Here is a 14,841-nt window from a genome sequence, read left to right as displayed (position 1 = left end):
GGGGCAGGGCGATGGCGAGGGCCACGAGGCTGGTGCGGGTCTTGGTCATCATGATGATTTCACTCCTGGTCGGTACTGAGGGTGTGTGGGTGCTGCGTTCGAGTGGGCTGTGGAGCCGAGCTCGGGCCGCACTTTCAAATGGTCTTCGTCGTGCCCCGGTGTGCGGATTGGCCAGAACCAGACGGTGTTTCGGAGCAGCCTTCGATGGGTGAGAGGTGAGGTGGAGGAAGCTGCTGGCCGTCTCCGCCTACCTGCTCGACGGCATCCCCGCTGGCGTCAACGTCGACACGCGGCGCCCTACCGTCATCGACGATCGGAGTGGTTTCATGTCGAGAAGACCTGACCGGCTCCGCTCAACAGGTGACGGGACGCGACATTCGCGGCCCACGACACAGGAGGCAACATGCCCAAGTACTTGCTGCTCAAGCACTATCGGGGCGGCCCGGAGCCACACCGCGCCGTGCCTCCAATGGACCAGTGGGCCCCCGAAGACGTGGAGGCGCACATGGCGTTCCTTCGCAACGTCGACGAGTGGCTGGAGCAGAACGGGGGGTCGGTCGTCGACGCGCAGGCGCTGACGCAGACGCGCACGTGGGTGCGTTACGGCGGTCCGGATGCCGCGCCCGTCATCACCGACGGCCCGCTGCCCGAGACCAGCGATCTCGTGGCGGGTTGGTACATGGTCGATGTCGAGTCTCACCAGCGCGCAGTGGAGTTCGCGGCCTACGTCTCTTCCGAACCGGGCCCGGGCGGCACTCCGTTGTACGAATGGATCGACGTCCGTGAGGTCATGTCCGGCGCGCCGGCCGACGACTGAGCCGCATGGTCGAAACGAGTCCGGTGCTGGACGAGGGCGCGCTGCGCGCCCTCGTTCCGCGGGTGCTGGCGGGCCTGGTCCGACGAGGAGAGGATTTCGACGTCGCCGAGGACGCGCTCCAGATGGCACTGTTGGAGGCGTTGCGCGTGTGGCCCGAGCCCCCGCCGCAGAACCCCCGGGCCTGGCTGACCACGGTGGCGACCCGGCGTCTGGTCGACGAGCGTCGGAGCGTGGCCGCCCGTCACCGCCGTGAGGAGACGACACACGCGGAGCCGCGACCGAAGGACACCGAGGAGGGCGACGACACGCTCTTTCTGCTCTTCTGCTGCTGTCACCCCGACCTGACACCGGCCTCCCAGGTGGCGCTGACCCTTCGCGCTGTCGGGGGCCTCACCACGCGGGAGATCGCCGACGCCTTCTTCGTGCCGGAGGCGACGATGGCGCAGCGGATCAGTCGCGCCAAACGCACTTTGCACGGGGCCCGCCTGGGCCGGCCCGGCGACGTCGCGGTCGTGCTCAGAGTGCTGTACCTGATCTACTCCGCCGGCCACGGGGGGCGGGTCGACCTGGCCGGTCAGGCGATTCGGCTCGCTCGTCAGCTGACCCTCGCCACCGAGGAGCCGGAGGCGCGCGGGCTGCTGGCGCTGATGCTCCTGGGGCACGCCCGGCTCCCGGCGCGATACGACGCCGAGGGCCGGCTCGTTCCGCTCGACCGGCAAGACCGCGGCCGGTGGGATATTCGACAGATCGCCGAGGGCGTTCGCGTGCTGCAGTCGGCGCTGGGTGCCGAGCGCGTCGGCCGCTACCAGATCGAGGCCGCCATCGCCGCCCTGCACGACGACGCGGCATCCGTCGACGAGACCGACTGGCCGCAGATCCTGGCCTGGTACGACGACCTCGTCGCCCTGACCGACGACCCGGTACGCCAGGATCCGGCTGCGGTGCTGGCGCGGTCGGTCGCGGTCGGGCATGTCCTCGGCGCGGCGGCCGGTCTGCGCGAGACCGACCGGCTGCGTGAGGTGCTCGGCGAGCGGCACCGGTGGCACGCCGTTCGGGGCTACCTCCACGAGCTGGGCGGCGACCTCCTGGCCGCCGCCACGGCCTACGCGGATGCCGCCGGCCGAGCCACAAACATCGCCGAGCGTGACCACCTGGTTCGCCAGGCCTCCCTCGTGCGCCGCCGCGCCGAGGGCGCGATCTCCGGCTAGCGCTCGGGGTAGAGGCGCCGCAGGCAGAGCTCGCGACTCGTGGTCACATGAGCGACGGACTCGCGGCCCGCAGCGTCGGGGTCTCCGGAGGCGATGGCCTGATAGAGCTTCTCGTGCTCGCGGTGCAGTGGTAGCGGGTCGTCGTTCTGGCTGAGCAGCCAGTGAAGGCGCCCCTCCAGCGGGTTCAGCAGCGAGGCCAGCAGGTCGTTCTTCGCCATCTGCGTGATGGCGTCGTGGAAGGCCTGGTTGCTGCGGAGCAGCGCTTCTGTGTCGTTCGCCTTCAGCGCCAAGCCGGACTGCCTGAGGGTCTCCTTCAGGCCGGCCAGGTCGTCGGCGGTGGCACGTTCTGCCGCAAGGCGGACGGCCAGCACCTCCAGGGCGAGGCGGACGTCGAACAGCTCCTCGACGTCTTTGCGAACGAGCCGGGTCACCACCACACCACGTCGCGGCTCCTGAGTGACGTAGCCCTCCCCCTTGAGCAGGCTCAGAGCGTCTCTGACCGGGACCCGTGAGACGCCGAGGCCCTCGGCGAGGGTCCGCTCCACCAGCGGCGTGCCCGGCGGGAGAGCGCCACGGATGATGCGCTCACGAAGCACCTCGGCGACCTGGTCGCGCAGCGACCGGTGAGCGGCCCCCAAAGCGGGCAGCTGCCCGGTCAGTGAGGGGGGTTGCGGCTGCATGGACATCGCCGAAAGCGTACCTCCGGTCTGGGCGGCCGCTACGACCCACGGAGCGATTGGTATTTGGTATACCAATCGCCTACACTGAGTAGTAGAGCGTTCGGACAGGTCGGCGAACCCAGGCCGAGCTGGCCTCCAACTCCCATCCATTGCCCGGGTGACGAGGCTCATCGCGCGGACGCCTTGATAGGAGAGATCGTGCACGTCAAGTCTGTGGTCATGCCCAACAAGTACAGCGACTCGATGTCGCTGATGGCGCTGTCCACGAAAGTCAACGACCTTGCCATGGTGGCCTCGGCGATGATCGGGATGGGCACCGACCTCAACAAGCAGGTGATCCAGGAGGTGGGTCTGTCCACCCCCGAGATCGAGGCCGCGACCCCTCGAGACCAGATTATCGTGGTGCAGTGCGAGACCGAAGCCGACTGTGATGTCGCCATCGAGCAGGTGGAGGTGCTGCGCTCACAGGGCGTCGCGACCCCCGCGGAAACGTCCTACCGCACGTCGCGGCAGGCCTACGAGCAGGAGTCGAACACCTCGCTCGCGATCATCTCCGTGCCGGGTCGGTATGCCGCCGACGAGGCGCGCACAGCGCTGGCCGCCGGTCGCCACGTTCTGGTCTTCTCTGACAACGTCTCGATCGAGGACGAGCTCGACATCAAGCGCCAGGCGCACGACGCCGGACTGCTCGTCATGGGTCCGGACTGTGGCACCGCCATCATCAACGGCACCGGTCTCTGCTTCGCCAACGCCGTGTCCGGCGGCCCCATCGGTGTGGCTGCGGCCAGTGGCACGGGCAGCCAGGAGCTGTCGGTGCGGGTCGACGCCCTCGGCTCCGGCATCAGCCAGCTCGTCGGGGTGGGCGGTCGCGACCTCTCCGAGGCCATCGGCGGAATCATGATGCTCGACGCGATGCGCATGCTCGACGACGACCCCCAGACCTCCGTCATCGTTCTGCTCTCCAAGCCGCCGGCAGCGGTTGTCGCCGAGCGGGTGCTTGCGGCAGCAGGCGAGCTGTCCAAGCCGGTGGTCGTCTGTTTCATCGGCGCAGCTGCGCCGATGGGCGCGCCGGCCAACGTCACCTTCGCGTCGACCAGCCGTGACGCGGCGCTCGCAGCCGTCTCCCTGGCCACCGGCTCGCCCAGCGCCGCCGTGGTGCCTTCGTACGACCTCGACACTGCGAAGATCCGTGCCGGGTGGCAGGACGGTCAGACCGACATCCGCGGACTCTTCTGCGGCGGCACGGTCTGCGACGAGGTCTTCCACGTGGTCAAGAACCAGTTCCCCGACCGAACGAGGTCGAATGTGGCCAAGCAGCCCGCGTTCCAGCTCGAAACCGGCAAGGAACCGGTCGGGCACGTGCTCATCGACCTCGGCGCCGACGAGTACACCCAGGGTCGGCCGCACCCGATGATCGACCCGACGATCCGCAACAGCGAGATCGTCAAGGCTGCGCGAGACGCCGCAACGGCGGTCATCCTGCTCGATGTCGAGCTGGGCTTCGGCTCGCACCCCGACCCCGCCGGCGCAGTCGTACCGGCGATCTCGGAGGCTCGCAAGATCGCCGCCGACGCCGGACGGCCGCTCGAGATCGTCGCCTATGTGCTCGGTACTGACCGTGACGTGCAGAACAAGAGCGCCCAGGTCGCGAAGCTCACCGACCTCGGAGTTCGGGTCGTCGACGACGTCATCGAGCTCGCCACCCTGTCCCTCGAGCTGACCCGATAAAGGTAGGAGCCCTCCATCATGACCAGCAGTCTGTTCACCACTGAGCTCGGCGTCGTCAACGTCGGCCTCGCGTCCTTCCAGCACGACATCGAACGACAGGGAGCCCACGCCGTCCAGGTCACCTGGACGCCGCCGCGCGACTACTCGCCCGAGGTCCGGGCTGCACTCGCAGCCCTCCAGCAGCCTGACGTCGCAGAGCGCATCCGGGTGGCCAACGAGGAGGTCGTCAAACGCATCATCGACGCCCATCCCATGCTCGTCGGCTTCGGCCAGGCCATCGACGTCGTGCCCGGCATGACGAAGAACACCATCCTGCACGCCGGCCCGCCCATCGAGTGGAAGGACATGTGCGGCGCGATGCGCGGCGCGGTCACCGGGGCCATCGTGTTCGAGGGCCTCGCCGAGAACATCGCCCAGGCCGAGGAGGTCGCCGCCAACGGGGGCGTCGTCTTCTCGCCCTGCCACGAGCACGACTGCGTCGGCTCGATGGCCGGGGTGACGTCGGCGTCGATGTACATGCACATCGTCAAGAACGCCACTCACGGCAACGTGGCCTACACCAACCTCTCGGAGCAGCTGGCCAAGATCCTCCGGATGGGCGCCAACGACCAGTCGGTCATCGACCGGCTCGTCTGGATGCGTGACGTGTTCGGCCCGATGCTTCAGCAGTCGATGGAGCTCGTCGGTGAGATCGACCTGCGATCGATGCTGGCGCAGGCGCTGCACATGGGCGATGAGGATCACAACCGCAACATCGCGGGCACGCTGCTGCTGTTCCAGGCGCTGGCGCCCCACATGCTCCAGACCGACTTCACCCTGGAGCAGAAGCGGGAGGTCTTCGAGTTCATCGCGTCGAGTGACTACTTCTCGGGGCCGACCTGGATGGCCGTCTCGAAGTGCGCGCTCGACGCAGCCCAGGGCGTCCCGGACAGCACCATCGTGACCACGATGTGCCGCAACGGCACCGACTTCGGAGTCCGGGTTGCCGGCTTTGAAGGCTTCCGCTGGTTCACCGGGCCGGCTCAGCAGGTCATGGGCCCGATGATGGCCGGCTACAAGCCGGAGGACTCCGGTCTCGACATCGGTGACTCGGCGATCACGGAGACCTACGGCATCGGCGGCTTTGCGATGGCGGCTGCTCCGGCCATCGTGCCTCTGGTCGGTGGCACGGTCGAGGAGGCGATGGACTACTCGAAGGACATGCTCGCCATCACCACGACGGTCAACCCGAACCTGACGATTCCCGTGCTGAACTTCCGCGGCATCGCCACGGGAATCGACGTCGTCAAGGTGCTCGAGACCGGTGAGCTGCCCATCATCAACACCGCTATCGCCCACAAAGAGGCGGGCATCGGCATGATCGGCGCCGGTCTCGTGAACCCGCCCTTCGAGGTGTTCGAGAAGGCGGTCGTTGCGCTGGCCGAGTCGATCGTGAGCTGATGATGGATGCCGTCCGTGGCCTCGCAGCTGATGCCGTGTGGAGCTCGCTCCTCACCGGGTCGGCTCAGGCCACGGTCGGGTCCAGCTTCGATCGCGCCGTCAACCTTGAGCTCGATGGGAGCCTGCTGACGCTCGTCACGGCAAACGGTCGTCCAGCCCCGGGCGCCTTGGTGACCGACGCCGGGCGACTGCCTCGCGTGCCGGCGGGAACCGGCGTCGAGATCGGGGCCGGCTGGGTTCGCTGCGGCGCCGTGCAGGTGGATGCGACGCACTGTCGCTTCTTCTCCTGCGAGGCAACAGCCGTGGAGTCGAACAGCGCGCTAACAGATCCGCCCCGGTGGCGGGAGGCGCTGCTGGAGCACGCCGTACCCGGCTCCTTCGTGCCGAGCCAGTCGCCGTCACCCTTCGACCGGGCCCTGCATTCGAGACTGGTGCTGGCGGCGCGGCAGTTCCAACAGGCACTCGGCACGGCCTTCACACCAACCGGCACGGCGCAGCTCGACTGGGCGGTGGGAGGACTCGTCGGGCTGGGGGTGGGCCTGACCCCGTCAGGCGACGACTACCTGGTGGGCAGTCTCGCCGCCCTTCACCACCTCCGACCCGCTGACCCCGTCGTTACCGCCGTCGGTACGGCGGTCACCGCCTGGGCCTCCGGCACCACGACCATCAGCGAGCACTTTCTCAGGGCCGCCGCCCAAGGTCGGTTCCACCACGACGTCCTGCGGGCCGCCACGGTCGCGCTGACCGCTCCCGCGGAGGTCTCGGTCGCGTTCGGGCGGGTCGCCGCGATCGGTTCGACCTCTGGCACCGACGTCCTGCACGGGCTGGTCGACACCCTGTCTACGGCCCTCGACCCCATCCATCCACTCAGCTCTGAGACCAAGGAGATCGTCACGTGAAGCGCAACCTCGTTCTGGCGGCGGTGGTGACCGGCATCCTCTGCGGAGTGTGGGCCGGTGTGGCCCCGCTCGTGAACCTGTCCATCTGGGCCGGGTTCGCCGGGTGCACGGCCTACTTCGCCTCCGGCAAGAACGGAGTCAACGGCCTGCTCCTGACGATCTCGACGACGTTCGTCGGTGTCGGCACGGCGCTGGCGATGATCGCCGGTAGCGACGTCATCGGTCCGCCGTTCGGAACGGCGGTCGCCGTCGGCGGCATCGTGGCGCTGATCGTGCTGATGGGCGCCGTGCGGTGGCTGGCCTTCGTGCCTGGGATCTTCGTCGGGTGCTACTCCACCTTCGCCATCGAGGGCGACTGGAAGCTGCTCGGCCTGTCGCTCCTGGCCGGTGCGGTCTTGGGCCTGCTCTGCGACTGGGGTGGTGGCAGGGCCGTCAAGACGTTCGGCGAGCCCGAGCCGGTTGCGGTTCTGCAGACCTCGCCGACCGACGCCTGAAGCGATCCGGGCGGCGCCTCCCGCCCGGGCTCGTCCCACCACCACCAGCGCCAACACCACCCATCAACACCACGCGTACCACACAGCCCCGCAACGACATTCAACGACGACCGGTAGGTCGCCACCGCACACCGCGCTCGCCCGCCAAGGCGCTCGAGCAGGAGGAGAACAGACCATGCGTGTTGTAGTAGCCCTCGGCGGAAACGCCCTCGCCAAGCGTGGTGAGCCGATGACCGCCGACCGGCTCCGCGCCAACGTCAAGTCGACCTGTCTGGCCCTGGCCGGTCTCGCCCTCGAGCACGAGGTCGTCATCACCCACGGAAACGGTCCGCAGGTCGGCCTGCTCGCACTGCAGAATCTCGCCTACCGCGACGTCGCGGCCTATCCGTTGGACATTCTCGGGGCCGAGACCCAGGGCATGATCGGCTACGTCATCCAGCAAGAGCTGACCAACGCCCTCGCGGGCGCCCGGGAGGTTGTGGCGCTCGTGACGACCGCCGTCGTCGAGGACGACGACCCGGCGTTCGGCCACCCGACCAAGCTCATCGGTCCGCAGTACTCCGCCCAGGATGCCGCGGAGGCAGCCGCCGAGTACCGGTGGACGATCGCGCGCGACGGGAACGCCTTCCGGCGCGTCGTCCCGTCGCCGAACCCGGTGCGGATCCAGCAGACGCCGGTCGTGCGACTGCTCCTCGAGAACAACCGTCTCGTCGTGTGCGTCGGCGGGGGAGGGGTGCCGGTGCGCATCGACGACCGCGGTCGCGAGATGGGCATGCAGGCCGTCGTCGACAAGGATCTCGCCAGTGCCGCGTTGGCGGCAGAGCTCGACGCCGACACGCTGATCATGTTGACCGACGGCGACTACGTCAGCCAGAACTGGGGGACCCCGGAGCAACGGAACATCCTCACTGCCTCGCCGGAGGCCATGGCCGAGCTCGAGTTCGAAGAGGGGTCGATGGCGCCGAAGGTCGACGCCGCCATCCGCGTCGCGAAGGCAGGCGGCCGCGCCCTGATCGGGCCTCTCGACCGCCTCGACGACCTGCTCGCTCGCCGGGTCGGTACGGAGATCCGTTCCGGCGTCGCCGAGGGCATCGTCTTCGTCAAGGACTGAACCCCGGCATCGGGTCGCGTCGCGATGACGCCCCGGCGATACCCTGACTCATGGGCTCGTTCGAGCCACCGGTAGCCGATGGGCGGGAGCACGGGCTCTCCGCTCTGCTGGCGGACGCCCGCCGCCACGGCTTCGTCGGGCGCACCGATGAGCTGGCGGCGTTCGCCGACTCCTTGGCCGGCCGCTCCCTGGCCCGGGTCCATCTGGTTCACGGCCCGGGCGGCATCGGGAAGTCGACCCTGCTCGATGCCTTCTCCCGCCTCGCGGCCGCGCAGGGGCACCGACCGGTCTACCTCGACGCCAAGGACGTCGAGTGCACGGGAACTGCGGTGGCTGCAGCCATTGCTGAGCGGTCGGCGCAGGCGGGTTACGGCCCCGAAGAGGCACCGGACGTTCTGCTCGTGGACAGCGTCGAGCTACTGGCACCGCTCGACGGGTGGGTTCGCGAACACCTGCTGCCGGCCCGGCCTCGAACCTCGGTGACGGTGGTGGCCGGCCGCGAGCTGCCCTCCACGGCTTGGCGTCTCGACCCCGGGTGGCGTCGACTTGCCCGGATCCACGGCCTCACCGAGCTGGACGTTGCCGAGAGCGCCGATCTGCTCGCTCGGCTCGGCGTCCCGGAGCCACAACGTCCGAGCATCGTCCGGGTCGGCCGCGGCCACCCGCTGGTACTCGCGATGCTGGCCGAGGCCCGGAGCGGGCACGCCTTCCCTGTCGAGCTCGCCGACGCCCCTGACGTCGTGGCGCAGGTCTGTCGGCTGCTCGTCGATGACGTCCCGGATGCCGCCCACCGGGCCGGGCTCGCGACCTGCGCCCACGCCACTCGCATGACAGCCGATCTGCTGCGCACGACAGTCGGATCGCGTGCCGAGGAGGTGTGGGACTGGCTCGAGTCGCGACCCTACGTTCGCCGCGGAGTGGTCGGACTCTTCGTCCATGACGTCGTCCGTGAGGTCTTCGAGGCTGAGTTCGCCCAGCGGTCGCCCGACGCCTACGTCGCGTTGCACGTCGCTGTTCGCGGGTACTTCCTGCACCGCCTCGCCGACCGAGGTGAGCCGCATCCCGACCGCGCCGCGGCCGAGCTGCTCTTCCTCCACCGCCGGGGGCCGCTCGCCGAGATGATGGCCAGGCTGCGAGAGGGCGGGCTCCTGCCGGTCGCCCGAGCCGGGCCCGAGGACCGCACCGGCATCCTGACGCTGATCGAGGAGGCTGAGGGGCCGCAGGCCGCCGCGCTGGCGGGTCGATACGCCGCCGAGCAACCGAGCTGTCTGTACCGGGCGCGGTCCGACGACGGGGTCGAGGCCTTCGCGATGCAGGTCTACCTACCGACCGGAGGCACTCTCGATGTCGATGACCCCGTCGCCGCTGCGGTTCTGGCGCTCGTGGAGGCGCGCGCACCCCTCCGGCCGGGCGAACGGGTCAACGTCAACCGCTTCGCAGGCTCGTCCCGGGCCTACCAGCGCGACCCCACCGTGTTCCTCGTCAACGGCGTGTCCTGCGTGCTCGAGTGGGGTCAGCGGCCCGCCGCCTGGACCTTCATCATCACCAGCGAGCCCGAGCAGTACGGCGCCTACTTCGAGTATCTCGGCATGACCCGGATGCTCGAGCTGTCGCCCCCGAGCTCAGGCCAAGGGCCGCGGCCGGTCGTCGGCTACGGCTGGGACCGCCGTCGGTTTCCGGTCGCCGCGCTCTTCGAGCTGATGGCCCGCCGAGAGCTGAGCGGCGAACAGGGGCCCCCGCCGCCTGAGCTGCTGAGGCCGGCTCCGCTCTCGCTGGCCGATTTCGCCGCGGCGGTGCGAGCAGCGCTCACTGAGCTGGGCCGTCCAGACCGTCTCGCCGGCTCGCCACTGCTCGGTTCGGCACTGCTGCCGGTCGAGTCCACAGACAGGGTTCACTCCCTGAGTACCTCACTCTCAGAGGCGATTCGAGCCTTGTCAGACGAGCCGCGCGGGGCTGAACATCGTCGTGTCCTGGACCGTACCTATCTCAAGGGTGCACCGTCGCAGGAGGCTGCCGCGCAGGTGCTCGGCCTGCCGTTCAGCACCTACCGCCGCCACCTGGCCCAGGCGCAGGAACGGTTGGTCGAGGTGCTCTGGTCGGTCGAGATCGGCGAGCGGCCCGGTCTGGTCACCCCCTGAGCCCACCCCACGCCAACCTGGCCCGTGGGCGAGGAATGAGCAGGAAGTGGTCTGTCGGGTGAGCAGTCGGTGGCGAGACCGTGGCGGTCCGTTCACAAGGAGACCGCCATGACCCAGCTCAGCGCCGCGCCATCCGCCCCGACCTCGCCCCGGCGCACCATCGTCGTCGTGGGAGCGGGACTGGTAGGCCTGACCACCGCCATCCTGCTCGCGCGCGACGGCCATCGGGTTACCGTGCTCGACGGTGACCCCACCGGTCCGCCGGCCACACCCGAGGAGGCCTGGGTCGGCTGGCGGCGCCCGGGCGTCAACCAGTTCCGTCAGCCACACCTCATGCTGCCCCGGTGGACCGCGGAGATGGCGCGCGAGCTGCCCGACCTGCTCACCCGGCTGATGACGGACGGTGCGTCCAGGGTGAACCTGCTGCACCTGCAGCCCGAGTGCGTCACTCACGGGTGGCGGCCGGGCGACGAGGCGTTCGACACGGTCACAGCCCGCCGGCCCGTGCTTGAGGCCAGTGTGAGCCGGCTCGCCTCCGACCAGCGCGGCCTCACCCTCCGGCGTGGGGTACGGGTCACCGGCCTCGTCGCGGATGCCGGAACCGGCTGGCCCATCCCGCATGTTCGGGGCGTCACGACCGACGAGGGCACCGTCGAAGCCGACCTCGTCATCGATGCGGGTGGCCGGCGCACCCCGGTCCCGGCCTGGGTGCGTCGGCTCGGCGGCCCGGATCCCGCCCTGACCCGTGAGCCCGGTGGCTTCGTCTACTATGGCCGGCACTACCGCGCCACAGACGGCCACCTCCCCACGGGCCACGGGCCGGCCCTGTCACACCATCCTTCGTGGTCGATCCTCACCCTCCCGGGCGACGGGGGCACCTACTGCATCGTGCTGGTCACCAGCGCCAAGGATCGCGCCCTGCGCGCTCTGCGCGAGGAAGCGGTCTGGGAGGCCGCTGCCCGGACCAGCCCGGTCGCCGCGCAGTGGCTGCAGCACGGCATCCCCCTGACGGTGGTCTCGCCCATTGCCGGCCTCGAAGACGTCTCACGCGACTACGTCCGCGACGGTCGCCCGGTCGTGACCGGGCTGGTCGCGGTCGGTGACGCCTCGGCAGCCACCAATCCCTCGCTGGGTCGGGGCGCCGCCATCGGCGTCATCCAGGCGGTGGCGTTGAGAGACGTGCTCGCCGCCGCACCGAGCGCGGCTTCGGAACTCGCCCTCGCGTACGCCGAGGCCGTCGCCACGCGCGTCACGCCGTGGGTCGACGCAACTCTTCGCTTCGACCGACACCGGCTCGCAGAGATCGACTCCGACATCCTGGGCGTCCCGTACGCCACCGAAGACCCGACGTGGGCGATGACCACCGCACTGCTCAACGGAGCCAGTGGCGACCCCGTTCTGGCGCGGGCGTCGGCCCGTGTTGCGGGACTGCTCGTCACCCCCCGCGAGGCGCTCTCCGACCCTGAGGTCGGGCTCCGCCTGGGGCCCTGGCTGGGCGGGACGCGCTACCCCGGCGACGGGCCGACGCGCGCAGACCTGCTTCGTGAAGTGGCGACGGCCACGGTTAGGGACACGTTCTTGCATGTCAGGTCGGAAGCGCGAACCCGCAGCCGCAGTGACGACGACGGCACGAGGTCCGTGGTTGGGAGCGCGGGAACGAGACCATCGCGATGACCAAGACGGTGTCCACAACTGCGCACGGAAGCGCCCTGACCACAGCCGTTCTCGGCCGACGTCCGTTTCGGGGCTGGCTTGTCTCGGCTGCCGCCACCGTCATGACCACGTACGGGGTCGACCTGGCTGCCACCGGGTTCGGCCTGCTCCTCGTCACACTGGTGAGCGGCCTCGGGTTGGCCCACGGGGTGGTGGTGGCCGCATGGGTCGCGAGCTACGTCGTGTGGTGGCTGGGTCTGCGGGTCAACCTCCAGGCCAACGTCAACCTCCTCGAGCGCACTGGCACCAGCACCAACCTGCTCTCCAAGGGCGCCTTCGACCTCGCCACCCGCCTGGGGGGCGACCGGCGAACGCGACGGCTGGCCGCGTGCGCCGCCTATCTCGCCGCCGAGCTGGCCCTGGAGGTGCCCTACTACGTGGGGGCTTTCGGGTTGGCCGCCTTCACCGACTTGGTGTCCACCGACAACGCACTGATGTTTCTCACGGGCGCCAACCTGGGTGCGGCGGTGGCCGTGTACGCGGTGGCCCGGGCGACCCATCACGTGCTCACCCGCAGGTTCGCGTCGTTCGAGACCGACTGGGTGCCCGGCGACTACCTCGCCGACTACTACTCCCGGGTCGAGCCCGACGAGGAGGAGACGATCGCGTACTTCGTGGAGGCGATGCGGCAGGTGCCTGCTGGCCGCCCCATGCTGTTCTTCGGCGTCGGTCCGACGCTGCACCACGTCTTCCTCGCCGCGACTGTGGCCTCGGAGATCCACCTCGGTGACTACCTGCCCGGCAACCTCGCCGAGATCCGCCGTTGGCTCGATCACGACCCCGAAGCCCACGACTGGAGGCCCTTCGTGCGTTACACGCTGCAGTGCGAAGGGGTCGCCCGGCCAACCGATGCCGAGGTCAGCGCCCGTGAGGAGCTCACCCGGCAACGGGTCACCCGGCTCGTCGAGGTCGACGGTCGAGTTCCCGCCGTCAAGACGGGTGACTACTCGACCGTGGTCAGCGCTTACTGTGCAGACTCGGCGACGTCGGACCACGCCTCGTGGTCCGCGTTCATGGGGCATGTTCTCGATCGGGTGGGGGTCGAGGGCCGGCTTCTCACCGCCGCGCTGCGCCGGTCTTCTGGCTACCACGTGGGTGGAAGGTACTTCCCGAGTGCGCACGTTGACGAGCGCGACGTGCGCGCGGTGATCGAGGCCGCCTGGGGCCAGGGGACGGCCTCCGTCGAGACACGTCACCTGCCCGCGCAGGCCGCCCACGGCTACGACGGCATCGTGCTGGCCCAGGCCCGTCGGCCGTCAGGCGGAAACGGCGTCGCGTAGCCGGCGCTGATCGGCGCGCCGCAACCCATGGGAGTACACGGTGGTGTCGAACCACGTGGGGAACGCCCGCGCCAGCCGGCTCGGACCCAGGAAGCGGGCCTGCCCGTTCGCGAGAAGCTCCCGGAACGGCACGAGCCCGAGGAGCCAGCGCTGCATCTGGGCGGTGTCGGCCTCGAGCGCGAGGTCGACGGTCAGGCCCTGGTCGTCCTTGCAGACGGTGATGCCCGGACGTTCGATGTCGAGCCAGCCCTGGGCGCCCCCCGCTCCGGTGAGCACAAGGTGCACCACGGTGCGGGCCACGGGCAGCATGGCGGGGATGGCGAACTGGTGGGTGCGCCAGATCAGCGACAACCCGTCGATGTCGTCGTCGCTCGGGTCACCGAACACCCACTCCGCGGCCCAATGACCCATCGCCCACACGATGGGGGTCAAGGCCTGCCCGGCCGGAGTCAGCTCGTACGACCCGGCTAGACCGGGCCCGCGCGCGGTGTGGTCGACCAACCCTCGACGCTCGAGATCGCGCAGCCGTTGGGCCAGCAGACTGCGGCTTGCCCGAGGTACCCCGCGATGAATCTCGTTGAACCCGCGAGCCCCGATCATGAGCTCGCGAATGACCAACGGGGTCCATCGGTCACCGAGCACCTCGACCCCGCAGGCGATCGGGCAGTACTCCCTGCGGCTCGTCATCGCCCCATCGTGCACCCGGAACGGCACCGCGGGTAGTACGGGTTCTGTACTGCTCAGCACGGGCTGCCATGCACCCACCTGCGTCGTCTCCACCTCTACGCCGGCTGCTGGTGCTCTCAGACCGGGCTGGCGGGCGGTACGACATCGTCACTCGTTCTGGCGACGTCATCCGACGCATCCTCGTTCTGGACGAGCGAACACACGGTTCGACCGCCAGCACCATCGAGGAGACCTGACATGAAAGACGACTCATCCACCACCGAAGCCGTTGTTCGCGAGCACCTGCGAGCCTTCCTGGAGCACGAGGAGGTCGACTCGATCGTGAAGGACTACCACGACGAGGCCCGGCTCTACGGTGAGGCCAAGATCTACCACGGCAAGCACGAGGTGCGTGGCTTCTTCGTGGACTTCGTCGGTGCGCTGCCGGTGGGGGCCCTGGAGCGGTTCGAGCTCAGAAGCCTGCAGGTGGAGGGGAACATCGCCTACATCACGTGGAGTGTGGGAGCGGACATCCCACTCGGCACCGACACGTTCGTGGTCGACGACGGCAAGATCGTGTCGCAGACCTTCGCGATGCACGCAGCCTCGGCCCATTAGGTCGACCGCCGGTCGGGCCCACCGGCACCCCGCCGAAATTCAGGCGTCA

Annotated in this window: 13 protein-coding genes; 11 read left to right on the top strand and 2 right to left on the bottom strand. The window is 69.4% G+C overall.

The genetic code is table 11. The features are described 5' to 3' along the window. The first annotated feature begins 403 nt into the window (after nucleotides 1-403). Together BA895_RS15890 and BA895_RS15885 are read left to right on the top strand one after the other, a co-directional pair. On the top strand, nucleotides 404-817 hold the full coding sequence (locus tag BA895_RS15890) for a YciI family protein (protein WP_070192873.1): 414 nt from the start codon (nucleotides 404-406) through the stop codon (nucleotides 815-817). Nucleotides 818-822: 5 nt separating this feature from the next. Further along, nucleotides 823-2,025: an RNA polymerase sigma factor gene (locus BA895_RS15885; RefSeq protein WP_070192872.1), complete on the top strand. Its 1,203-nt coding sequence runs from the start codon at nucleotides 823-825 to the stop codon at nucleotides 2,023-2,025. On the opposite strand, the gene BA895_RS15880 is transcribed toward BA895_RS15885, so the two are convergent. After that, a complete protein-coding gene (locus BA895_RS15880; protein WP_217493923.1) occupies nucleotides 2,022-2,711 on the bottom strand; it encodes a GntR family transcriptional regulator in 690 nt (229 codons plus the stop codon). The two genes, BA895_RS15885 and BA895_RS15880, sit on opposite strands and share 4 nt — an antisense overlap. A 192-nt stretch (nucleotides 2,712-2,903) precedes the next feature. On the opposite strand from BA895_RS15880, the gene fdrA reads away from it, so the two are divergent. The 8 genes from fdrA to gntF all read left to right on the top strand — a co-directional run bounded on the left by fdrA (nucleotide 2,904) and on the right by gntF (nucleotide 13,508). Continuing rightward, nucleotides 2,904-4,433 carry an acyl-CoA synthetase FdrA gene (fdrA, locus tag BA895_RS15875; RefSeq protein ID WP_139142712.1) on the top strand — a complete coding sequence of 510 codons (1,530 nt, stop codon included), beginning with the start codon at nucleotides 2,904-2,906 and terminating at the stop codon, nucleotides 4,431-4,433. An 18-nt stretch (nucleotides 4,434-4,451) separates the two neighbouring features. Beyond that, the gene (locus BA895_RS15870; RefSeq protein WP_070192871.1) at nucleotides 4,452-5,873 is read left to right on the top strand and encodes a DUF1116 domain-containing protein; all 1,422 of its coding nucleotides are present in this window, start codon (nucleotides 4,452-4,454) and stop codon (nucleotides 5,871-5,873) included. Further along, complete coding sequence (locus BA895_RS15865; protein WP_083283438.1) at nucleotides 5,873-6,772, top strand: DUF2877 domain-containing protein; 900 nt, start codon at nucleotides 5,873-5,875, stop codon at nucleotides 6,770-6,772. Before BA895_RS15870 ends, BA895_RS15865 begins: the two co-directional genes overlap by 1 nt. Beyond that, nucleotides 6,769-7,266, top strand: a complete 498-nt coding sequence (locus tag BA895_RS15860; RefSeq protein ID WP_070192869.1) for a DUF1097 domain-containing protein — start codon at nucleotides 6,769-6,771, stop codon at nucleotides 7,264-7,266. The genes BA895_RS15865 and BA895_RS15860 overlap by 4 nt, the downstream gene beginning before the upstream one ends. A 175-nt stretch (nucleotides 7,267-7,441) precedes the next feature. Beyond that, the gene (locus BA895_RS15855; protein ID WP_070192868.1) at nucleotides 7,442-8,377 is read left to right on the top strand and encodes a carbamate kinase; all 936 of its coding nucleotides are present in this window, start codon (nucleotides 7,442-7,444) and stop codon (nucleotides 8,375-8,377) included. 50 nt (nucleotides 8,378-8,427) lie between these two features. Then, nucleotides 8,428-10,515: an AAA family ATPase gene (locus BA895_RS15850; RefSeq protein WP_070192867.1), complete on the top strand. Its 2,088-nt coding sequence runs from the start codon at nucleotides 8,428-8,430 to the stop codon at nucleotides 10,513-10,515. Nucleotides 10,516-10,623: 108 nt separating this feature from the next. Next, nucleotides 10,624-12,189 carry an NAD(P)/FAD-dependent oxidoreductase gene (locus BA895_RS15845; RefSeq protein WP_070192866.1) on the top strand — a complete coding sequence of 522 codons (1,566 nt, stop codon included), beginning with the start codon at nucleotides 10,624-10,626 and terminating at the stop codon, nucleotides 12,187-12,189. Continuing rightward, nucleotides 12,186-13,508: a guanitoxin biosynthesis pre-guanitoxin forming N-methyltransferase GntF gene (gntF, locus tag BA895_RS15840; protein ID WP_070192865.1), complete on the top strand. Its 1,323-nt coding sequence runs from the start codon at nucleotides 12,186-12,188 to the stop codon at nucleotides 13,506-13,508. Before BA895_RS15845 ends, gntF begins: the two co-directional genes overlap by 4 nt. Here the strand turns inward: gntF and BA895_RS15835 are convergent. Next, nucleotides 13,485-14,195 (bottom strand): helix-turn-helix domain-containing protein, encoded by a 711-nt coding sequence (locus BA895_RS15835; RefSeq protein ID WP_070192864.1) that lies wholly within the window; start codon nucleotides 14,193-14,195, stop codon nucleotides 13,485-13,487. The two genes, gntF and BA895_RS15835, sit on opposite strands and share 24 nt — an antisense overlap. Nucleotides 14,196-14,432: 237 nt before the next feature. Between BA895_RS15835 and BA895_RS15830 the strand changes: the two genes are divergently transcribed. After that, complete coding sequence (locus tag BA895_RS15830) at nucleotides 14,433-14,792, top strand: nuclear transport factor 2 family protein (protein ID WP_070192863.1); 360 nt, start codon at nucleotides 14,433-14,435, stop codon at nucleotides 14,790-14,792. The last annotated feature ends 49 nt before the right edge of the window (nucleotides 14,793-14,841 follow it).

This window comes from Humibacillus sp. DSM 29435, from assembly GCF_001758225.1.
Lineage (GTDB): Bacteria > Actinomycetota > Actinomycetes > Actinomycetales > Dermatophilaceae > DSM-29435.
This window is presented reverse-complemented; position numbering and strand designations above follow the sequence as displayed.

Excerpts from the sequence above, each read along its gene's own strand:
- BA895_RS15885 (WP_070192872.1), top strand. The coding sequence starts at position 823 with ATGGTCGAAACGAGTCCGGTGCTGGACGAGGGCGCGCTGCGCGCCCTC.
- BA895_RS15835 (WP_070192864.1), bottom strand. The coding sequence starts at position 14,195 with ATGACGAGCCGCAGGGAGTACTGCCCGATCGCCTGCGGGGTCGAGGTG.
- BA895_RS15830 (WP_070192863.1), top strand. The coding sequence starts at position 14,433 with ATGAAAGACGACTCATCCACCACCGAAGCCGTTGTTCGCGAGCACCTG.
- BA895_RS15855 (WP_070192868.1), top strand. The coding sequence starts at position 7,442 with ATGCGTGTTGTAGTAGCCCTCGGCGGAAACGCCCTCGCCAAGCGTGGT.
- BA895_RS15870 (WP_070192871.1), top strand. The coding sequence starts at position 4,452 with ATGACCAGCAGTCTGTTCACCACTGAGCTCGGCGTCGTCAACGTCGGC.
- gntF (WP_070192865.1), top strand. The coding sequence starts at position 12,186 with ATGACCAAGACGGTGTCCACAACTGCGCACGGAAGCGCCCTGACCACA.
- BA895_RS15850 (WP_070192867.1), top strand. The coding sequence starts at position 8,428 with ATGGGCTCGTTCGAGCCACCGGTAGCCGATGGGCGGGAGCACGGGCTC.
- BA895_RS15865 (WP_083283438.1), top strand. The coding sequence starts at position 5,873 with ATGATGGATGCCGTCCGTGGCCTCGCAGCTGATGCCGTGTGGAGCTCG.
- BA895_RS15880 (WP_217493923.1), bottom strand. The coding sequence starts at position 2,711 with ATGTCCATGCAGCCGCAACCCCCCTCACTGACCGGGCAGCTGCCCGCT.
- BA895_RS15890 (WP_070192873.1), top strand. The coding sequence starts at position 404 with ATGCCCAAGTACTTGCTGCTCAAGCACTATCGGGGCGGCCCGGAGCCA.
- BA895_RS15845 (WP_070192866.1), top strand. The coding sequence starts at position 10,624 with ATGACCCAGCTCAGCGCCGCGCCATCCGCCCCGACCTCGCCCCGGCGC.